Origin of the sequence: Bacillus cereus group sp. MYBK222-1, from assembly GCF_051916425.1 — a bacterium.
In the GTDB taxonomy this organism is placed as follows: Bacteria; Bacillota; Bacilli; order Bacillales; family Bacillaceae_G; genus Bacillus_A; species Bacillus_A paranthracis.
Genome location: NZ_JBQAGP010000002.1, coordinates 511680 through 533612, shown reverse-complemented (window position 1 = coordinate 533612; position 21933 = coordinate 511680). Strand labels below are relative to the sequence as shown.

Below are 21933 nucleotides of genomic sequence, written 5' to 3'. Positions count from 1 at the left end.
CAGACTTCGTTTAAGTTTGTATGCTTAAGCGGAGTCTTTTTTCTTTTATAAGGGAGAAAAAACGAGGGATTTACAGTTGCGGAGAATCTCTGCAATTGCATCTAGATGTATTGTAATATAAAATAGTTGAACAGGAGTTTAATTTATTATGGAGGTGCTATGTCTAGTATGAATACGAATGAAAGAATCGTGCCCCTCCTACCATTAAGAGGCGTTCTCGTATATCCAACGATGGTTCTGCATCTTGATGTAGGACGTGATAAATCGATACAAGCACTAGAGCAGGCGGCAATGGATGAAAATATCATCTTTTTAGCAATGCAAAAAGAAATGAATATCGATGATCCGAAAGAAGATGACATATATAGTGTAGGTACAGTGGCGAAAGTGAAGCAAATGTTAAAATTGCCGAACGGTACGCTTCGTGTCCTTGTAGAAGGTTTACATAGAGCAGAAGTAGTAGAGTTTATCGAAGAAGAAAATGTAGTGCAAGTTTCTATTAAAACGATAACGGAAGAAGTGGAAGCTGATTTAGAAGAGAAAGCTCTTATGCGCACATTACTGGAGCATTTCGAACAATATATTAAAGTTTCGAAAAAGGTTTCAAATGAAACATTTGCAACGGTAGCTGATGTAGAAGAGCCAGGAAGATTAGCGGATTTAATTGCTTCTCACTTGCCAATTAAAACGAAGCAGAAACAAGAGATTTTAGAAATCATATCTGTGAAAGAACGATTACATACACTTATTTCAATTATTCAAGATGAACAAGAATTACTTAGTTTAGAAAAGAAAATTGGACAAAAAGTGAAACGTTCAATGGAGCGCACGCAAAAAGAATATTTTTTACGTGAGCAAATGAAGGCGATTCAAACTGAACTTGGCGATAAAGAAGGTAAGGGCGGGGAAGTTGAAGAACTTCGTGAGAAAATTGAACAGTCAGGAATGCCTGAAGAAACAATGAAGGCCGCACTGAAAGAATTAGATCGTTATGAAAAGTTACCAGCAAGTTCTGCGGAGAGCGGTGTTATTCGCAATTATATCGATTGGTTATTAGCACTTCCGTGGACAGAGGCAACAGAAGATATGATTGATCTTGCTCATTCTGAAGAGATTTTAAACAAAGATCATTACGGTCTTGAGAAAGTAAAAGAGCGCGTACTTGAATATTTAGCGGTACAGAAGTTAACGAATTCATTAAAAGGGCCTATCCTTTGTTTAGTAGGACCACCTGGGGTCGGAAAAACTTCGTTAGCGCGTTCTATTGCAACATCATTAAATCGTAATTTTGTCCGTGTATCCCTTGGTGGTGTGCGTGATGAATCTGAAATTCGTGGTCACCGTCGTACGTACGTTGGAGCAATGCCAGGACGTATTATTCAAGGTATGAAAAAGGCGAAATCAGTTAATCCAGTCTTCTTATTAGATGAAATTGATAAAATGTCTAACGATTTCCGTGGAGATCCTTCAGCAGCATTACTTGAAGTGTTAGACCCAGAACAAAACCATAACTTCAGTGATCATTATATTGAAGAACCATATGATCTATCGAAAGTTATGTTTGTAGCAACTGCGAATACACTTTCCAGTATTCCAGGTCCGTTACTTGACCGTATGGAAATTATTTCGATTGCTGGCTATACAGAGCTTGAAAAGGTTCACATTGCTCGTGAACATTTATTGCCGAAACAATTAAAAGAGCATGGCTTACGAAAAGGTAATTTACAAGTACGTGATGAAGCGCTTCTTGAAATTATCCGCTATTATACACGTGAGGCTGGTGTTCGTACATTAGAGCGCCAAATTGCAAAGGTTTGTCGTAAAGCAGCAAAGATTATCGTTACAGCAGAACGTAAGCGTATTGTAGTAACAGAGAAAAACGTTGTTGATTTACTTGGTAAGCACATATTCCGTTATGGGCAAGCTGAAAAAACAGACCAAGTTGGTATGGCGACAGGTTTAGCGTATACGGCAGCAGGTGGCGATACACTGGCGATCGAAGTGTCCGTAGCGCCAGGTAAAGGGAAATTAATTTTAACAGGGAAACTTGGGGATGTTATGAAAGAATCCGCACAAGCAGCGTTTAGCTATATTCGTTCTCGTGCAGAAGAGCTTCAGATTGATCCTGATTTCCATGAGAAAAATGATATTCATATTCATGTTCCAGAAGGAGCAGTTCCAAAGGATGGACCGTCAGCAGGTATTACGATGGCAACGGCACTTATTTCTGCGCTAACAGGTATTCCTGTAAGTAAAGAAGTGGGGATGACAGGTGAAATTACACTTCGTGGTCGTGTATTACCGATTGGTGGTTTAAAAGAAAAAACATTAAGTGCTCACCGCGCAGGTTTAACAAAGATTATTTTACCAGCGGAAAATGAGAAAGATTTAGATGATATTCCAGAGAGCGTAAAAGAAAACCTTACGTTTGTGCTTGCATCTCATTTAGATGAAGTATTGGAGCACGCATTAGTAGGAGTGAAACAATGAAAGTAACAAAAGCAGACATTGTAATTAGTGCTGTTAAACCAGAACAATATCCAGACGGTGACTTACCAGAAATTGCATTAGCAGGTCGTTCAAATGTCGGGAAGTCTTCCTTTATTAATAAAATTTTAAATCGTAAAAAGTTAGTACGTATTTCTTCTAAACCAGGAAAAACACAAACATTAAACTTCTTCTTAATTAATGAGATGATGCACTTTGTGGACGTTCCAGGTTACGGATATGCGAAAGTATCTAAAACAGAGCGCGCGGCTTGGGGTAAAATGATTGAAACGTATTTTACAACACGTGAGCAATTAGATGCAGCTGTATTAGTAGTTGATTTACGTCACAAACCAACAAATGATGATGTAATGATGTATGATTTCTTAAAGCATTATGACATTCCAACCATTATTATTGCAACGAAAGCCGATAAAATTCCGAAAGGGAAATGGCAAAAGCATTTAAAAGTTGTAAAAGAAACGCTTGATATTGAAAGTGGCGATGAAGTCGTTCTATTCTCTTCTGAAACAGGACTTGGGAAAGAAGAAGCGTGGAAAGCAATTCATAAATTTACAAAAACAAAAAACGCGTGACGAATGTCGCGCGTTTTTTTCTTTATACACTTTTAGCGTACGTTTAATGTAACCTCAATATTTCCTCGTGTTGCTTTAGAGTAAGGACATACGCCGTGAGCGGCTTCTACAAGTTCTTGTGCTTCGCTATGTGAAACGCCAGCGACATGTACATCAAGTACAGCAGATAGGCCGAAACCACCATCTGTATCTTTTCCGATAGAAACGTGAGCAGTTACTTCTGTACTTTCTACTTTCACACGTTTCGTACGAATGACAAGTTGTAATGCACTATCAAAACAAGCAGCGTAACCAGCAGCAAATAGTTGTTCTGGATTTGTTGCCTCTCCGCCTGCACCACCTAGTGCTTTCGGCATTTTCACATCAAGATTTAATATGCCATCATCTGATACTACTTTTCCATTTCTTCCACCTGTAGCAGTTACTGAAGCAGTATATAATTTATCCATGTTTATTCCCCTTTTCTATCATTAATTGTTTTCATTGTTTCAATTAGTTTATTTAATTGAATTAATAAAGAACGATATTCTTGTTCTGTAATTCCTAAATTTGTTGCCATCGTTGTCGGCAATGAACAAGCCTTATCTTGTAAATCTTTTCCTTGTTCTGTTAATTCAATACACACTTTTCGCTCATCTTCTTTGGAACGAACGCGTTTTACAAGGTTTAATGATTCCATTCGTTTTAACATAGGTGTTAACGTACCGGAATCTAAAAATAGACGTTCTCCAATTTCTTTTACTGTTAATCCATCTTGCTCCCATAGTACGAGTAAAGTAATGTACTGTGGATACGTAATGCCCATTTCTTCTAAATATGGTCGGTAAAAGCGTGTAACCTCTCTAGAACAAGCATAAATAGAAAAACAAAGTTGATTATCTAGATGCAAAGAATCTTCTGTCATGAATGACTCCTTTCTAATTAAGTTGTGCACAATTTAATTTTGTAAAATCAATATAACGAAAAAGAAATACAATGTCAAATACATTGTATTGAGAAAGTTTGTGCTACAATTTGGAACAATCATACATATTTTCCTTCATGATGAAAGAAGATAGGAAAGATGATGTTATAATTTATATGGAATAGTTTCCATCACTTGATTATGAGGGCTTTTTTTGGTAACGTACAAATAGAGTTATTAATTTATAATCATTATAAAGTAGAAAAATTTTATTCATTTTACTGAATCTCCTTTCTTACATATGGAGAATAAATAAAAAAATAATCGGTTGTTCACACGATTGTCAGATTCATAAGAGGAAAGTTGTATTATGATAGTAGATAAAGTGATAAAACGGGTGAAGGGGGACATGCTGCGTGCATATTCTTGTTGTTAGTGTAAATTATCGAACAGCCCCTGTAGAATTTCGTGAGAAACTCACATTTCAGGCAGCAGAGCTAGAGCAAGCAATGACTACATTACAAAATCAAAAGAGCGTGTTAGAGAATGTTATTGTATCAACTTGTAATCGCACTGAGGTTTATGCTGTTGTCGATCAATTACACACGGGACGGTATTATATTAAGAAGTTTTTAGCTGATTGGTTTCAGCTTGAAATAGAAGAAGTCGCACCATATTTAACTATTTTTGAACAAGATGGTGCAATCGATCATTTATTCCGCGTAACGTGCGGTTTAGATTCTATGGTAGTTGGAGAGACGCAAATTTTAGGTCAAATAAAAGATAGCTTTTTAGAAGCGCAACAAGTAAAAGCAACAGGGACAATTTTTAATGAATTGTTTAAGCAAGTTATTACATTGGCGAAACGTGCTCACTCAGAAACGACAATTGGTGAAAGCGCGATGTCTGTTAGTTATGCTGCTGTTGAGCTTGGGAAGAAAATATTTGGCGAGTTAACAGATTGTCACGTACTTATTCTTGGTGCTGGTAAAATGGGTGAACTTGCACTACAAAACTTATATGGAAGTGGTGCTCGTAAAGTAACAGTCATGAATAGAACGCTTTCAAAAGCAGAAATAATGGCTGAGAAATATATGGGACACGCAAAACCTTTAAGTGAATTACAATGTGCATTATTAGAAGCTGATATTTTAATTAGTTCAACTGGTGCATCGGATTATGTCATTACGAAAGAGATGATGACAAAGGTAGAGAAAATGCGCTCTGGTCGTCCATTATTTATGGTTGATATTGCAGTGCCGCGTGATATTGATCCAGCAATTGATGAGCTAGAAGGTTCTTTCTTGTATGACATTGATGATTTGCAAGGAGTAGTGGAAGCGAACCGTGCTGAGCGTTTGAAAGAAGCAGAGAAAATTCAATTTATGATTGAAGAGGAAATTGTTGTATTTAAAACGTGGTTAAGTACACTTGGTGTCGTTCCGTTAATATCAGCCCTTCGTGATAAGGCACTTGCTATCCAAAGTGAAACGATGGAAAGTCTGGAACGAAAAATACCGAATCTTAGTGATCGTGAGAGAAAAGTAATTAGTAAGCATACGAAAAGTATTATTAATCAATTATTAAAAGACCCAATTTTAGTAGCGAAAGAAATAGCTGCTGAAGAGGGAGCAGACGAAAAATTAGCGTTATTTGCAAAGATTTTCGATTTAGAAATGGAAGACGTAGAGAGTCGTGCGGAAGAAGTAGAACATAAAAGAGCGTGGACACCATCCGTTCCATCTTTATAATTTGGAAGGATGATCGGATGAGTTTTTTAAATAACAGTATTATTTATCATATTGCAATTATTTTATATGCTTGTAGCATTAGTTTATATTTTATAGATTATTTCCAAAGTAACCGAAAGGCGAACCGATTTGCTTTTTGGTTACTTTCGATTGTATGGGTTCTGCATTCTATTTTTATGTTGCTTAGAGCTACAGATTCAGAAACGAACCCCCTTTTAACCTTATTATCAGGTATTTATTTTTATGTTTGGCTATTGATTACGATGTCGTTAGTCATTAATCGATTTATGAGAATCGATTTTTTAGTCTTTTTTACAAATGTTGTTGCATTTGGCGTAAGCGCTTTTTCTATTTTTACGCCGCTTGGAAAGATGTCGCCGATACTTGCAGAGCAATTAGTTTCGGAGCTTGTATATGTACATGTCGGTATGGCTATTATTTCTTATGCAACTTTTACTGTATCGTTCATTTTTTCTATTATGTATTTATTGCAATATCGCCTATTAAAAAAGAAAAAATGGAATGCCAGATTAAGAAGGTTAGGGAATTTACCGAAGCTAGAATCGATGTCTTACGGATTAAATTTATTTTCTGTTCCATTTTTCTTACTAGCTATTTTATTAGGATGCATATGGGGATATACAAAGTTGGACAATTTCCATTGGTATGATACGAAAGTAATCGGGTCCTTTGTCGTTCTATTTGTATATTGTGCTGGCCTATATTTACGAGCGGCAGATGTGTTGCAAGGGAAGAAAATCGTGCAGTGGAACATCGGAGCATTTCTCGTAATGCTAATTAATATTTTTCTATTAAGCAGTTTATCCAACTTCCACTTTTGGTATTTATAATGAGGAGAGAAAATTATGCGCAAAATTATTGTAGGGTCACGAAAGAGTAAATTAGCATTAACGCAAACAAATTGGTTTATTGATCAGTTAAAAGCACTAGGTTTACCATATGAATTTGAAGTGAAAGAAATCGTCACAAAAGGCGATGTAATTTTAGATGTTACTCTTTCAAAAGTAGGTGGCAAAGGCTTGTTTGTGAAGGAGATTGAACATGCGCTACTTACGAAAGAAATTGATATGGCTGTACATAGTATGAAAGATATGCCGGCCGTACTTCCAGAAGGATTAATGATTGGTTGTACACCAAAGCGTGTTGACCCTCGTGATGCTTTTATCTCAAAAAACGGAGCGTCGTTTAAAGAGTTAGCAGAAGGCGCTATTTTAGGTACGAGTAGTTTAAGACGTAGTGCACAGCTACTCGCTGCGAGACCAGACTTACAAGTGAAGTGGATTCGCGGAAATATCGATACACGTTTACGCAAATTAAAAGAAGAAGATTACGATGCAATTATTTTAGCGACAGCGGGATTACAAAGAATGGGCTGGGATAATGAAGTTATTACAGAACATTTAGATGAGACGTTATGTGTACCTGCTGTAGGACAAGGTGCATTAGCGATTGAGTGTCGTGAGGATGATAAAGATTTACTGCAGTTGTTAGCTCATATGAATGATGGAGTAACAGAAAAAACAGTGGCAGCAGAACGCGTATTTCTTCATAAACTTGAAGGGGGATGCCAAGTTCCGATCGCTGGATATGCAACTCTTACGGAAAACGATGCAATCGAATTAACAGCTCTTGTCGGGTCTATGGACGGTTCTGTTTTATTGAAAGAGAAAGTAGTAGGAACTGATCCAGAGAAAGTAGGATTAGAGGCTGCGGACCGTTTAATTAACCAAGGCGCAAAAGAACTCATTCTTGCTGCAAATAAGGAGCAACAATAAGCATGAACGCTCTCGCTGGCAAAACGGTATTGATTACACGTGCCCAGCATCAAGCAAAACAAATGAGTGTAGCGGTGAAAGAAAAGAGCGGAATTCCATTGGAAATTCCGCTTTTGCGTATGGAAGGTATGTCTCATAGGCAAATTCAACATATAGCAGGGCAGTTACATTCGTATGACTGGGTTATTTTTACGAGTAAAAATGGGGTAGCTTTTTTTCTAGATCGTTTGAGACAGAAGCTACCTGTAACGACTAAAATTGCTGCAGTAGGTGTGAAAACAAAGTTAGAGTTAGAAAAGCGAGGCTATCGAGTGGATTTTGTTCCAACTTCATTTGTTGCAGAAGTATTTGCAGAAGAGTTTGTAAAAAGATTAAGTGGAAACGAACGTATTTTATTTCCGAAAGGGAATTTAGCAAGAGACGTAATTCCAGTTGCGCTTCGTGAAATGGGTGTTTCTCTAGATGAGCTTATCGTATATGGTACGAAAGAAAATGTAGAGAAAAAGCAAGAGCTTATAGAAGCGTTAGAAGTAGGGAAAGTAGACATTATTACATTTACGAGCCCTTCCACTGTTACGAGTTTTGTTCGTTTACTTGAGGATACAAACTGGAGAGAATGGACAAAAAAATGTACAATTGCTTGTATAGGGCCTATTACGGAAAAAGAGGCGAGCCTTTATTTTCCGCATATTATTATGCCGAAAGAGTACACTGTAGAAGCATTACTACAATGTGTTTGTGAATCTATAAAATAAAAGAATGGGGATAGAAATCTATGAACTCTTTACAATTTAATCGTCATCGTCGCTTAAGACAAAGTGGAGGCATGCGTGCGCTTGTGCGTGAAACGTTTTTACATACGGAAGATTTTATTTACCCTATTTTTGTATTAGAAGGAGAGAATGTTCGTAATGAAGTGCCTTCTATGCCAGGCGTATATCAAATATCTTTAGATTTATTGCAAGCTGAAATGCAAGAAGTTGTTGATTTAGGTATTCGTTCTGTTATTGTATTTGGTTTACCTGCTGAAAAAGATGAAGTTGGATCATCAGCATATTGTGATCATGGAATTGTGCAACGTGCGATTCAGCAAATTAAAGGTGAATTCCCTGATCTAGTAGTAGTTGCGGATACATGTTTATGCCAATTCACAAGCCATGGTCATTGCGGTGTAATTGAAGATGGTATTATTTTAAATGACGAGTCTCTTGCAGTTCTTGCAAAAACAGCTGTAAGCCAAGCGAAAGCAGGAGCGGACATTATTGCGCCATCAAACATGATGGACGGATTCGTAACAGCAATTCGCCACGCATTAGATGAAAATGGTTTTGGACATGTACCAGTTATGTCGTACGCTGTTAAATATTCATCAGCATTTTACGGACCATTCCGTGATGCGGCGCATGGTGCACCGCAATTTGGTGATCGTAAAACATATCAAATGGACCCAGCGAACCGCATGGAAGCATTCCGTGAAGCAGAATCAGATGTAATGGAAGGGGCAGATTTCTTAATTGTAAAGCCAGCTCTTTCTTACTTAGATATCGTTCGTGATGTGAAAAATAACTTTAATTTACCAGTCGTTGCTTATAACGTAAGCGGTGAATATTCAATGATTAAAGCGGCAGCGCAAAATGGCTGGATTAATGAAAAAGAAGTTGTACTTGAAAAATTAATTAGTATGAAACGCGCAGGAGCAGATTTAATTATTACGTATCATGCGAAAGATGCAGCAAGATGGTTACAAGAAGGAGGCGCTAAATAATGAAAAAGTTTGATAAGTCGATTGCAGCGTTTGAAGAGGCTCAAGATTTAATGCCTGGTGGCGTAAATAGCCCAGTTCGTGCTTTTAAGTCTGTCGGTATGAATCCGTTGTTTATGGAGCGTGGAAAAGGCTCTAAAGTATATGATATCGATGGAAATGAATACATCGATTACGTATTATCATGGGGTCCATTAATTCATGGTCATGCAAATGATTGTGTTGTTGAGGCTTTAAAAGCTGTTGCTGAAAAAGGTACGAGCTTCGGTGCTCCAACGGAAATTGAAAATAAATTAGCGAAACTTGTTATTGAGCGTGTTCCATCAATTGAGATTGTGCGTATGGTTAACTCTGGAACAGAAGCGACAATGAGTGCGCTACGTTTAGCTCGTGGTTATACAGGGCGTAACAAAATTTTGAAATTTATCGGTTGTTATCACGGTCATGGTGACTCGTTATTAATTAAAGCGGGTTCTGGTGTAGCAACGCTAGGTTTACCAGATAGCCCTGGTGTACCAGAAGGTGTAGCGAAAAATACGATTACAGTAGCGTATAACGATTTAGAAAGTGTGAAATACGCTTTCGAACAATTCGGTGATGATATTGCTTGTGTCATTGTAGAACCAGTAGCAGGGAATATGGGTGTTGTTCCTCCGCAACCAGGATTTTTAGAAGGTCTTCGTGAAGTAACAGAGCAAAATGGCGCATTGCTTATTTTTGATGAAGTAATGACAGGATTCCGTGTTGCTTATAATTGTGGACAAGGTTATTACGGTGTAACACCTGATTTAACTTGTTTAGGTAAAGTAATCGGTGGTGGATTACCAGTAGGAGCATACGGTGGTAAAGCAGAAATTATGCGCCAAGTTGCACCGAGCGGACCGATTTATCAAGCAGGTACTTTATCAGGTAACCCACTAGCAATGGCAGCAGGTTATGAAACGTTAGTACAGTTAACGCCAGAATCGTATGTAGAATTTGAGCGTAAAGCTGAAATGTTAGAAGCTGGCTTACGTAAAGCGGCTGAAAAACATGGCATTCCACATCATATCAATCGTGCGGGTTCTATGATTGGTATCTTCTTTACAGATGAACCAGTTATTAATTACGATGCAGCAAAATCTTCAAACTTAGAGTTCTTTGCGGCTTACTATCGTGAAATGGTAGAACAAGGGGTATTTTTACCGCCATCTCAATTCGAAGGTTTATTCTTATCGACAGCACATAGTGATGCTGATATTGAAGCGACGATTGCAGCGGCTGAAATTGCAATGTCAAAATTAAAAGCTTAATTGAATAAAGAAAATCGCTCTCCGTAAGGAGAGCGATTTTTTTTTATTCATAAAGTCAGCTTTCCGTACATAAATCTGTAATGACATATAGTTTGGGAGGGGGAAAAGAAGTGGCAACAGATCATTCATTACGTTTTTCATTAAAAGAATCTGTTTGGTTCCAAAAAGGACAGGAAGTCGAAGAACTTTTGTCAATTTCGTTAGATCCAGACGTTGAGATAGAAGAGCTTGATCATGAGGTTATTGTGAGAGGGCAATTAGATTTAACGGGAGAGTATGTTGCAAGGCAAGATGATTCAGCTTATTCATTAAGAGATTTATCGCCAGCGAAGTCAATTGATTATGTAGAAACGAGAGAAGATGGGGTTAATGAACTTGTTCATTCCTTTCCGCTTGAAATATCGATCCCAAGAAACCGTGTGAAAGTAATTGAAGAACTATATGTATCCATCGAGGAATTTGATTATGAATTAAAGGAAAATGGTTGCTTACAATTATTAGCGGATATATCTATTACAGGATTATGTGATGAAGAACGCATCGAGGATGAAGAGGAAGAGAAAGAAACGGCGTATGCTGAGTTGGAAGTTGATTCAGCGCAAGAGGATGAAAATAGACCGACGCCGCAAGTAGAAGAACCAGCTTATAAGGAATCAGATGAGTGGGAAGATTACGCGTTTGAACCGTTCCAACTAGAAGAAAGAAAAGAGCAGGAAGTAGAAGAAGAGGAAATAGAAGAACATGAATTTGTAGAGCGTGAAGAGGAGAAAGAAACAACGCCGCAATTTGAATTGTTCGGACGAAAAGATTTCAAGAAAGAAAAAGCGAAAAAACAAGAAGAGCAAGAAGAAGAAACGTATTCACAGCGAGATGAAAATGCGCTTTATTTAACGAAATTATTTACGAAAGAACCGGAAGAAGAATTTACAAAGTTAAGAATGTATTTCGTGCAAGAAGGAGATACGATCGAATCTGTTGCAGAACGTTATGAAACATCTGTACAAAACTTATACCGTGTCAATCAAACAGAAGATATATATTTAACTACAGGACAAATTATTTATATTCCTGTTTCAAGAGCAAAAGCGAAATAAGTGAGTGTTTTCACTCACTTATTTTTCTAAAGGCTATGTTTTGAATAGAAAGGGTTATTCGTATGGATATGGAATTACGAAATCGTTATGAACCCATTGTAAGGCAATATAGATTGGATACGCAGCATATGGAAGAGCACGGAAGTGTGACGAAAATTTATACGAATCAAGGTCCATATGCGCTCAAGAAAATAGAAGGCAGGAAGTTAGAGCGGAATAACTTTTTGCATCATATTCAATATTTAAAGGAGAAAGGTTTTTCAAATTATGTACCTATATATCATGCGACGGACGGAAATTATATTTTAAGTGACGGTACGTATAATTATTATTTAATGCCTTGGTTAGAGCGTGCGGAAGGGAACGGCGAGGATAATGATCAATACCATAAAATGTTTCAGACTCTCGGAACGTTGCATCAAAAAACGGTAAAAGAAGAAACGTATACAGAAGAGGATTTAGAAAAACATTATACAAATATATCCGATCGCTGGGAAAGTGATGGAGAGATGTTAGAAGAGTTTCTTGTAGAATCGGAAGCGAAGTGGTATATGTCTCCGTTTGAATTGCAATATTGTACGTACTATCATCATGTAATGAGGGCGCGTGAGTTTGCGACGAAGCAATTAAATGAGTGGAACGATGCAATGAAAGAAAAAGAAACAACGCGCATTACTTTTGTACATGGTAACGTATCGCTTAATCATTTTTTATTTGATTATGAACGGAATGGCTATTTTATTAGTTTAGAAAAATCGAAGTTTGCAACACCTGTGCAAGATATTGTAGGGTTTTATTCTCGGTCTTTAAACACATATCCAATTGCGCGAAGTGATCGGTTTGAATGGTATCAAATGTATCAAAAAAATTTCCCTTTTACGAAAGAAGAGCAACTACTCATGTTTGCGTATATGACGTATCCATCGCAATTTATTCGGCAAATCCAGTCTTATAAGAAAAGAAGAGAGCGTCGTAATGAGGAAAATGAACTTCTCGGGGTAAAGAGTTTGCAACAAGCGCATTGGCTCGTTAGTAATATAGAATATTTCCTTTCGCAATTACAAGCTGCCCAGCAAGGGAACGGATAAAGAAGGTAAGTAGAGGATGCTACTTATCTTCTTTTTTTACTCAAAAAGCTGTAGTCTTAAATTTATCTTGACGAATAAGGTTTCGTTTTTTACACTATTGTATATAATAATTAACAATCATATAAATGCCTTGAAGGGGAAGAGTATAACAAGAAACGTCTTCAGAGAGGAGAATCATTAGCTGGGAGATTCTCTAGATAGTTATGTTAGAAGGTAGCCCTGGAGCATCTTTTCTGAACGGAATAGTTCTCATTAGGAAAAGACGGATTTGTCCGTTATCAAATTAAGAGTATAAGCAAATTCCTGAATTTGTTTGTAAATAAAGGTGGTACCGCGATGTCCCTCGTCCTTTTTTGGATGAGGGGCATTTTTTATTTTAAGGAGGGAAAATAATGTCAAACACGGAAAAGAATTTACCAACTAAATATGATCATATGTCCGTTGAAGAAGGCCTTTATCAGTGGTGGTTAGAAGGCAAATATTTTGAAGCAACAGGAGACGAGAAGAAACAACCGTATACAATTGTAATTCCACCTCCGAACGTAACTGGTAAGTTACACTTAGGTCATGCTTGGGATACAACTCTTCAAGATATTTTAACTCGTACGAAGCGTATGCAAGGTTACGATGTATTGTGGCTTCCAGGAATGGACCATGCGGGTATCGCAACACAAGCGAAAGTAGAAGGGAAACTTCGTGAAGAAGGTATTTCACGTTACGATCTTGGCCGTGAGAAATTCCTTGAAAAGGCTTGGGAATGGAAAGAAGAATACGCTTCTCACATTCGTCAACAATGGGGGAAAGTTGGTTTAGGACTAGACTATTCTCGCGAACGTTTCACATTAGACGAAGGTTTATCTGATGCGGTTAATAAAGTATTCGTTCAATTATACGAAAAAGGCTTAATTTACCGCGGTGAATATATTATCAACTGGGACCCGGCAACACGCACAGCTCTTTCTGATATTGAAGTAATTCATAAAGAAGTTCAAGGTGCATTCTACCATATGAACTATCCGTTAACAGATGGATCTGGCCACATTCGTCTTGCAACAACTCGTCCAGAAACGATGCTTGGTGATACAGCGGTAGCGGTTCATCCAGAAGACGATCGTTACAAGCATTTAATCGGAAAAACAGTTACACTTCCAATCGTAGGCCGTGAGATTCCGATTATTGCTGATGAGTATGTAGAAAAAGATTTCGGAACAGGTGTTGTAAAAATTACGCCAGCTCATGACCCGAATGACTTTGAAGTAGGTAACCGTCATGACTTACCACGTATCTTAGTAATGAACGAAGATGGAACGATGAACGAAAAAGCTGGTAAGTATAACGGTATGGATCGTTTCGAGTGCCGTAAAGCGTTAGTAAAAGATTTACAAGAAGCGGGCGTATTAGTAGAAATCGAGCCTCATATGCATTCAGTAGGTCATAGTGAGCGTAGTGGTGCAGTTGTTGAGCCTTACTTATCAACACAATGGTTCGTAAAAATGGCTCCACTTGCTGAGAAGGCAGTAGCGCTTCAGCAAAAAGAAGAAGAGAAAGTAACGTTCGTACCAGAGCGTTTCGAAAACACATATTTACGTTGGATGGAAAATATTCACGACTGGTGTATTTCTCGTCAATTATGGTGGGGACACCGCATTCCAGCTTGGTATCATAAAGAAACTGGTGAAGTATACGTAGGTACAGAAGCACCAGCAGATATTGAAAACTGGAATCAAGATAACGACGTACTTGATACATGGTTCAGTTCAGCACTATGGCCATTCTCAACACTTGGTTGGCCAAATGAAGATGCAGCAGACTTCAAGCGTTACTATTCAACAGATGCACTAGTAACTGGTTATGACATCATCTTCTTCTGGGTATCTCGTATGATTTTCCAAGGTTTAGAGTTTACAGGCGAGCGTCCATTTAAAGATGTATTAATTCACGGTTTAGTTCGTGATGAGCAAGGACGTAAAATGAGTAAATCTCTTGGTAACGGTATTGACCCAATGGAAGTTATCGAGAAGTACGGTGCAGATGCAATGCGTTTCTTCTTATCAACGGGAAGTGCACCAGGTCAAGATTTACGCTTCAGCATGGAGAAAGTAGAATCTACTTGGAACTTCATTAATAAAATTTGGAATGCATCACGTTTCGTATTAATGAACATGGATGACATGAAATATGAAGAAATCGATTTAACTGGTGAAAAATCAGTTGCAGATAAGTGGATTTTAACTCGCTTAAATGAAACAATCGAAAGCGTAACACGTAACATGGATAAATATGAGTTCGGTGAAGCTGGTCGCTCATTATACAACTTTATTTGGGATGATTTCTGTGACTGGTACATTGAAATGGCGAAACTTCCTCTATACGGTGAAGATGAAGCAGCTAAGAAAACAACTCGTTCTATTTTAGCTTACGTATTAGACCAAACAATGCGTCTATTACACCCATTCATGCCATTCGTAACAGAGAAGATTTGGCAACATTTACCGCACGAAGGCGAATCTATTACAGTAGCAGCGTGGCCAACAGTACGCGAAGATTTACAAGATGCAGAAGCTGCAGCAGAAATGCACCTTCTAGTTGATATCATTCGTTCTGTTCGTAATATCCGTGCAGAAGTTAATACGCCAATGAGCAAAAAAGTTCAAATGCAAATTAAAGCAAAAGACGAGGCTGTACTTGCTCAACTTACGAAAAACAGCTCTTACATTGAGCGTTTCTGTAACCCAAGCGAATTAACAATTCAAACGGACTTACAAGCGCCAGAAAAAGCAATGACTGCAATTGTAACAGGTGCAGAGTTATTCTTACCGTTAGCTGATCTTATCAATCTTGATGAAGAGAGAGCGCGTCTTGAGAAAGAGCTTGAGAAGTTCGACAAAGAAGTAGAACGTGTACAGAAGAAACTTTCAAACCAAGGTTTCGTAGCGAAAGCTCCTGCAGCAGTTATTGAAGGAGAGCGTGCGAAAGAGCAAGATTACCTAGAAAAACGCGAAGCAGTTCGCCAACGTCTAGCAGATCTTGAGAAATAAAATGCTTTTTAGAGACTCACTATATTGGTGAGTCTCTTTTCTTTGCGTATAATAGGGTTATGAAGGTTGTTTTTTGAAAGGGGAAAGCATACGTGATACATACATACGAAGAAGCGATAGGGTGGATTCATAGCCGATTGAAGTTTGGTATTAAACCGGGATTAGAAAGAATGAGATGGATGCTAGAAGAGCTCGGAAATCCGGAGCGTCACATAAAATGTGTTCACCTTGCTGGTACAAATGGAAAAGGTTCAACGTTAACATATATGCGCTACATGTTAGAAAATGCAAAATATAAGGTAGGAACATTTACCTCCCCTTATATTGAAACATTTAACGAGCGTATTAGTGTGAATGGAACACCAATTGCAGATGAAGAGATTACTGAACTTGTAAAGATGGTCAAGCCAGTCGTTGAAAAACTAGATGAGACGGATTTAGGGGAAGCGACTGAGTTTGAAATTATTACTGTTATGGCAATTTGTTACTTCGGTAAAGTTAATTTCTGTGATGTTGTTTTATTTGAAACAGGGCTTGGAGGGCGCTTTGATTCTACGAATGTGATTCACCCAGTTCTCACGATTATTACGAATATCGGTCACGATCATATGCATATTTTAGGTAATACATTAGGAGAAATTGCATATGAAAAGGCGGGAATTATTAAGTCTGGTGTTCCGGTTATTACTGGTGTGCAAGATGAGGAAGCGTTGCAAGTCATTCAAAAAGTTGCAAAGGAAAATCATGCAAATGTATACGAGATGGGCAACCATTTTACATCATTACATAAACAGTCTAGCGAAGATGGAGAACATTTCGATTTCACTTGCCCTTTCGCCTCTTTTGAAGATGTGCGAATTTCAATGAAAGGCAGCCATCAAGTAGGAAACGCAGCACTTGCACTTATGGCAGTCATGTATGTAAAAACATACTTATCATTTTTAATTGAGGAAGAAGAAATAAGAACGGGATTACAGGAAGCGTATTGGGTGGGGCGCTTTGAAAAACTGCAAAGTAATCCGGATATTATTATAGATGGTGCTCATAACCCAGAAGGTATTGAAAGTCTTGTGAAAACGGTAGAATCACATTACAAAGATAAAAATGTAATAGTTTTATTTACTGCCCTTGGTGATAAACAATTGCACAATATGGTAGGTCAATTAGAAAGCATCGCCGATGAAATTATTTTTACAACATTCGCCTTTGATCGTGCTATTTCAGCAGGCGAGCTTGCATCGTATGCAAAGGAAGAGTCAAAATTAGTTTTTGAAAATTGGAAAGAGGCAATTGATACGAAGGTTGAAATGCTTGGAGAAAATGATGTTTTTATCATAACAGGTTCTCTTTATTTCATTTCGGAAGTTCGAAAATATATTCGCGAAAAAACTAGATAGTCTTTGCTATCTAGTTTTTTTGTTCTACAAATGAAGTCAAATGCATACATATAAGATAAATATATAGGGTTATTTGGCGAATTCCTCTGACAAATATCTCGTTTTTTTGTGAAATGAATATGATATGATGCGGACAACGATAAGAGGTGAGGTGTGAGTGTATGGACAAGCAATCACGAACGATCTCAGTGAAAGTGAATGGAACAGAAGCGAAGTATGAGGAGAAGAAGAAAGATGAATTTGACTGGATGGTAGTAGAAAGTGAAAGGCCAAAAAACGTTGTTCCGTTTCAAAAATCGAAAGTAGCGTCTACGGAAAAAAATCGAAAGAAGTGGAGCAATACGTTAATTGCAATCGTTGCAACTGCAATTATTATTGGTACGGCGTTTGGGATGGGGATGCTACAGTTACTGAAAGGACAAGGTGCGACAGGAGGAAGCGAAGTAACAGCTTCGAAGCAGATGCGAAAGGAAGAATCAAAGGTGGGTGGAACGGCAGAACAAACATCAGCACCAAAAGAGGAAAAAACAAAAGCACAGACAGGAACGTCATTAGATCCAATGAAATTCTTTTTTGTTCAAGGAGGAATCTATTCTTCTGAAGAAAAGGGACAGGCCGCTCTTGAAGAGTGGAAAGGTAATGGAGGTGTAGCAGCCTTAAAACCGAGCGGTGATAAGTATGCATTAGTTGTTGGTATTGCTAGCGATGAACAAGGCATAAACCAATTAATGACGCAGTATAAAAAAGATAATGTCTCCGTATTGAAAAAGGACTGGGATATAACAGATAAAGCGTTACTTAAAGATGATAAAGAAATCGGGGCGTTTTTAACAAAAGTACAGCCATTATATACTCATTTAGCAAAATATGCTTCTAGCGTACAAGCTAGTGAAAAAAGTAATGCAAAAGATATAAGTGCAATCGAAAAAGAGTGGAAAGCGATTGAAAAAGAAGGGAAAAGTATGAAGCAGGAAGAAGCGAAGAAATTGTATATGTATACGTCGGTAGCTGTGCAAACAGTGAAGGACGGAAAAGATGATAAGGAATCTTTAGCGAAATTAAATCAAGTTATCATTGATGGTATACTTTCATACGAAAAAATTGTTTCACAAAAGGTGAAATAATAGGATAATGAAATGACGAAGGAAGAAGTGTAGAGGCTTCTTTCTTTTCTTTTGAATTTAGAGTAAAGTGCTTTCTCTATGACAGGAATATAATCGTGTTTTGGTAAGGAAGTATTATTTTGTTTAGAGAAAATAATATTTCTTTTATTTGTGGACAAACTATTCCTTTGATACGATTGATATAAATGATTCTGCTTCATGTGAGAAAGGAAGGAGAAAATATGAAAAAAATTATTTTAGCTTCAGGATCACCTCGCAGGAAGGAATTGCTTGAGTTAGCGGGTGTACCATTTGAAATTGTTGTAAGTGAAGTAGAAGAAACGATTGGTGCGTATTCATCGCCTTCTGATATTGTTATGTCCCTTGCCCTGCAAAAAGCATCTGCGGTAGCAGAAAATAACAGTGATTATATTGTGTTAGGTGCAGACACAATTGTTACATATGAGTCGCGTATTCTTGGAAAGCCATCTAATGAGGCTGAGGCGAAAGAAATGTTGCAATTATTATCAGGGAAAACACATGAGGTGTATACAGGTGTTGCAATTATAGCAAAGGACAAAACAGTCACTTTTTACGAACGTACAGAAGTTACGTTTTGGGAATTAACAGAAGAGGAAATTGACATATACATTGCATCAAAAGAGCCTTTGGATAAAGCAGGAAGTTATGGGATTCAAGGTAAAGGATCTATTTTTGTTCAACATATTCAAGGGGACTACTATAGTGTAGTTGGGTTACCAATTTCACGTCTTGTTCGGGAATTAAAACAATTTAATATTGATGTAACCCATGCGTAAAACTGCATGGGATTTTCTTTGAGAGAACAAATAAAGGGGTGGAGAAATGAACGGTATTCGTGATGTTGTCAAAGAAGAACAGCCACGGGAGCGTTTATTGTTAGAAGGGGCTGGAAGTTTATCCAATCGGGAGCTTCTTGCAGTGTTACTCAGAACAGGTTCTAAAGAAGAAACAGTTTTAAAGTTATCGGATAAAATTTTGCATCATTTTGATGGTTTACGTATGTTGAAAGACGCAACGCTAGAAGAGTTAGTGAGTATACATGGTGTTGGAGTTGCGAAGGCATCACAGCTCATCGCTGCTTTTGAACTCGGTAGAAGAATGGTGCGTTTAGAATATCAAAATAGATACAGCATTCGAAGCCCGGAAGATTGCGCCACATATATGATGGAAGAAATGCGCTTCTTGCAACAGGAGCATTTTGTATGTCTCTATTTGAACACAAAGAATCAAGTTATACATAGGCAAACGATTTTTATTGGAAGTTTAAACTCTTCAATTGTACATCCCAGGGAAGTTTTTAAAGAAGCATTTCGCCGTGCAGCAGCCTCTATCATATGTCTTCATAACCATCCCTCAGGAGACCCTGCGCCGAGCCGAGAAGATATTGAAGTAACAAAACGCTTAGTAGAATGCGGCCGAATTATCGGAATTGAAGTACTCGATCATATTATAATAGGTGACCATAAATTCGTGAGTTTAAAGGAAAAAGGTCATATTTAAGACTATGCTTTTTACTTATTTTGTTTTATAATGTGATTTATGAGTTTTTTGTAGAAAATTATCTACAAAAAGGATAAAGATATAAAAAACGTACTGTTTTTATAATATAAAGTAAGAAAAAATGAGTCCGTGAAAACAAGAAAGGAAGATAAATAATATGTTTGGATTTGGTGGCTTTACTCGCGATCTTGGAATAGATTTAGGAACTGCGAACACGCTTGTATATGTAAAAGGAAAAGGTGTAGTTTTACGTGAACCTTCAGTAGTAGCGTTACAAACTGATACGAAACAAATCGTTGCTGTAGGTAGCGATGCAAAACAAATGATTGGTCGTACACCAGGAAACGTTGTGGCACTTCGCCCGATGAAAGACGGTGTAATTGCTGATTACGAAACAACAGCAACAATGATGAAATACTACATTCAACAAGCTCAAAAATCAAATGGATTCTTCTCACGTAAACCATATGTAATGGTATGTGTACCATCTGGTATTACAGCTGTAGAAAGACGTGCAGTAATCGATGCGACTCGTCAAGCTGGTGCTCGTGATGCTTATCCTATCGAAGAACCATTTGCAGCAGCAATTGGTGCGAACTTACCTGTTTGGGAACCAACTGGTAGTATGGTTGTTGATATCGGTGGCGGTACAACAGAAGTTGCAATCATTTCGTTAGGTGGTATTGTAACAAGTCAATCAGTTCGTGTTGCTGGTGATGATATGGACGATTCAATCATTCAGTACATTAAGAAAAGCTACAACTTAATGATCGGTGAAAGAACAGCTGAAGCATTAAAATTAGAAATCGGTTCTGCAGGCGAGCCAGAAGGTATCGAACCTATGGAAATTCGCGGTCGTGATTTAGTAAGTGGTTTACCAAAAACAGTACTAATTCAACCAGAAGAAATTGCAGACGCATTAAAAGATACAGTAGATGCAATTGTAGAATCTGTTAAAAATACGTTAGAGAAAACTCCACCTGAATTAGCGGCAGACATTATGGACCGTGGTATCGTATTAACAGGTGGTGGAGCATTACTACGTAACTTAGATAAAGTAATTAGTGAAGAAACAAATATGCCAGTTCTTGTTGCAGAAGACCCATTAGATTGCGTAGCAATTGGAACAGGTAAAGCATTAGACAATATCGATCTTTTCAAAACTGCTGCTCGATAATATTGCAAAATAAAAATCAATGAAATTAAGAGGGTGTGAACGTGCCACAGTTTTTCTTAAACAAAAGATTAATTGTTTTGTTAGTTAGTATTATTCTTCTCGTGGCATTGATTGGAATCTCATTGAAAGAACGGAACAGTTTAACATGGCCAGAGCAGTTTGTTAAAGACACTGTCGGTGTTGTAGAACGTGTATTCCAAAAGCCAGCGAAATACGTAGCTGGATTCTTCGAAAATGTAGAGGATGTAAAGCGCACGTATGAAGAGAATAAAGAATTAAAAGCAAAATTAGATAACTATGCAAAGTTATCAGGTGACGTAAAGCAATTAGAAGATGATAAAAAGAAGTTACAAGAGTTAACTGGTAAAAAAGAGTTGCCTAGTGATTATACTGAAATTCCAGCTACTGTCGTTTCTCGTAATCCAGATAAATGGTACGATTTAGTTGGAATTGATAAAGGAGCACAGCAAGGAATTAAAAAAGATATGGCTGTAGTAACTTCACAAGGTTTAGTTGGACGAGTGAAAAGTGTATCTCAGTTTACATCATCAGTAGAGTTATTAAGCTCTATGAGCCGAACAAATCGTGTTTCTGCTATCGTACAAGGAAATGAGAAAATCTTTGGATTGATTGAAGGTTATGACAAAGAAAAGCACTTACTCCTTTTCACAAAGATTGGCTCTGATGCTGAGGTGAAAACCGATCAACTAGTTGTAACATCTGGACTTGGTGATATTTTCCCGAAAGGTCTTGTAATTGGAAAAATCGTAGATGTTCAGCCGGATCCATATGGTTTAACAAAAACAGCTTATGTAAAACCTGCCGCTGATTTAAATGACGTAGAGCATGTTATAGTTGCGAAACGTGCAATGCCTTCAGCGCCATTAGAATAGGAGGGGGAGAAGA

Annotated in this window: 19 protein-coding genes and 1 other annotated feature; of the genes, 17 read left to right on the top strand and 2 right to left on the bottom strand. The window is 37.7% G+C overall.

All coding sequences use genetic code 11. From position 1 onward, the window contains the following. The first annotated feature begins 159 nt into the window (after positions 1 to 159). Both lon and ysxC read left to right on the top strand, forming a co-directional pair. Positions 160 to 2490: an endopeptidase La gene (gene lon, locus ACTFR9_RS14765; protein ID WP_000097293.1), complete on the top strand. Its 2331-nt coding sequence runs from the start codon at positions 160 to 162 to the stop codon at positions 2488 to 2490. After that, complete coding sequence (gene ysxC / locus ACTFR9_RS14760; protein ID WP_000869113.1) at positions 2487 to 3083, top strand: ribosome biogenesis GTP-binding protein YsxC; 597 nt, start codon at positions 2487 to 2489, stop codon at positions 3081 to 3083. Before lon ends, ysxC begins: the two co-directional genes overlap by 4 nt. 32 nt (positions 3084 to 3115) lie before the next feature. Here the strand turns inward: ysxC and ACTFR9_RS14755 are convergent, their stop codons facing one another. Both ACTFR9_RS14755 and ACTFR9_RS14750 read right to left on the bottom strand, forming a co-directional pair. Next, positions 3116 to 3532 (bottom strand): organic hydroperoxide resistance protein, encoded by a 417-nt coding sequence (locus ACTFR9_RS14755; RefSeq protein ID WP_000359781.1) that lies wholly within the window; start codon positions 3530 to 3532, stop codon positions 3116 to 3118. Positions 3533 to 3534: 2 nt separating this feature from the next. Beyond that, a complete protein-coding gene (locus tag ACTFR9_RS14750) occupies positions 3535 to 3987 on the bottom strand; it encodes a MarR family winged helix-turn-helix transcriptional regulator (protein ID WP_000133920.1) in 453 nt (150 codons plus the stop codon). Positions 3988 to 4403: 416 nt separating this feature from the next. Between ACTFR9_RS14750 and hemA the strand changes: the two genes are divergently transcribed. From hemA to mreC, 15 genes are all read left to right on the top strand, one after another. Further along, entirely contained in the window at positions 4404 to 5738 is a 1335-nt protein-coding gene (gene hemA, locus ACTFR9_RS14745; RefSeq protein ID WP_000547851.1) for a glutamyl-tRNA reductase, read from the top strand. Between the two features lie 17 nt (positions 5739 to 5755). Beyond that, positions 5756 to 6589 carry a cytochrome C assembly family protein gene (locus tag ACTFR9_RS14740; protein ID WP_000008993.1) on the top strand — a complete coding sequence of 278 codons (834 nt, stop codon included), beginning with the start codon at positions 5756 to 5758 and terminating at the stop codon, positions 6587 to 6589. 15 nt (positions 6590 to 6604) lie between these two features. Continuing rightward, entirely contained in the window at positions 6605 to 7534 is a 930-nt protein-coding gene (hemC, locus tag ACTFR9_RS14735) for a hydroxymethylbilane synthase (RefSeq protein WP_001226410.1), read from the top strand. A gap of 2 nt (positions 7535 to 7536) precedes the next feature. Further along, positions 7537 to 8289, top strand: coding sequence for a uroporphyrinogen-III synthase (gene hemD, locus ACTFR9_RS14730; protein ID WP_000992332.1), 753 nt, complete (start codon positions 7537 to 7539; stop codon positions 8287 to 8289). Between the two features lie 20 nt (positions 8290 to 8309). After that, positions 8310 to 9299 (top strand): porphobilinogen synthase, encoded by a 990-nt coding sequence (gene hemB / locus ACTFR9_RS14725; RefSeq protein WP_001087058.1) that lies wholly within the window; start codon positions 8310 to 8312, stop codon positions 9297 to 9299. Further along, positions 9299 to 10588, top strand: a complete 1290-nt coding sequence (hemL, locus tag ACTFR9_RS14720; RefSeq protein WP_048557562.1) for a glutamate-1-semialdehyde 2,1-aminomutase — start codon at positions 9299 to 9301, stop codon at positions 10586 to 10588. Before hemB ends, hemL begins: the two co-directional genes overlap by 1 nt. A 110-nt stretch (positions 10589 to 10698) precedes the next feature. Continuing rightward, positions 10699 to 11682: a stage VI sporulation protein D gene (gene spoVID / locus ACTFR9_RS14715; RefSeq protein WP_000179732.1), complete on the top strand. Its 984-nt coding sequence runs from the start codon at positions 10699 to 10701 to the stop codon at positions 11680 to 11682. Positions 11683 to 11744: 62 nt separating this feature from the next. Beyond that, positions 11745 to 12770, top strand: a complete 1026-nt coding sequence (ysxE, locus tag ACTFR9_RS14710) for a spore coat protein YsxE (RefSeq protein ID WP_000367001.1) — start codon at positions 11745 to 11747, stop codon at positions 12768 to 12770. 121 nt (positions 12771 to 12891) lie between these two features. Then, positions 12892 to 13124 (top strand) — a binding site (T-box leader). A 38-nt stretch (positions 13125 to 13162) separates the two neighbouring features. Next, positions 13163 to 15808: a valine--tRNA ligase gene (locus tag ACTFR9_RS14705; protein ID WP_000072229.1), complete on the top strand. Its 2646-nt coding sequence runs from the start codon at positions 13163 to 13165 to the stop codon at positions 15806 to 15808. A 92-nt stretch (positions 15809 to 15900) separates the two neighbouring features. Further along, positions 15901 to 17205 carry a bifunctional folylpolyglutamate synthase/dihydrofolate synthase gene (locus ACTFR9_RS14700; RefSeq protein WP_000582081.1) on the top strand — a complete coding sequence of 435 codons (1305 nt, stop codon included), beginning with the start codon at positions 15901 to 15903 and terminating at the stop codon, positions 17203 to 17205. 161 nt (positions 17206 to 17366) lie between these two features. Continuing rightward, a complete protein-coding gene (locus tag ACTFR9_RS14695) occupies positions 17367 to 18329 on the top strand; it encodes a hypothetical protein (RefSeq protein ID WP_000360989.1) in 963 nt (320 codons plus the stop codon). Between the two features lie 221 nt (positions 18330 to 18550). Further along, a complete protein-coding gene (locus tag ACTFR9_RS14690; protein ID WP_000720487.1) occupies positions 18551 to 19126 on the top strand; it encodes a Maf family protein in 576 nt (191 codons plus the stop codon). 46 nt (positions 19127 to 19172) lie between these two features. Continuing rightward, complete coding sequence (gene radC / locus ACTFR9_RS14685; RefSeq protein ID WP_001013383.1) at positions 19173 to 19850, top strand: DNA repair protein RadC; 678 nt, start codon at positions 19173 to 19175, stop codon at positions 19848 to 19850. Positions 19851 to 20007: 157 nt separating this feature from the next. After that, the gene (gene mreB, locus ACTFR9_RS14680) at positions 20008 to 21027 is read left to right on the top strand and encodes a cell shape-determining protein MreB (protein WP_000466737.1); all 1020 of its coding nucleotides are present in this window, start codon (positions 20008 to 20010) and stop codon (positions 21025 to 21027) included. A 41-nt stretch (positions 21028 to 21068) separates the two neighbouring features. Further along, a complete protein-coding gene (gene mreC / locus ACTFR9_RS14675) occupies positions 21069 to 21920 on the top strand; it encodes a rod shape-determining protein MreC (protein ID WP_046198100.1) in 852 nt (283 codons plus the stop codon). Positions 21921 to 21933 lie beyond the last annotated feature (13 nt).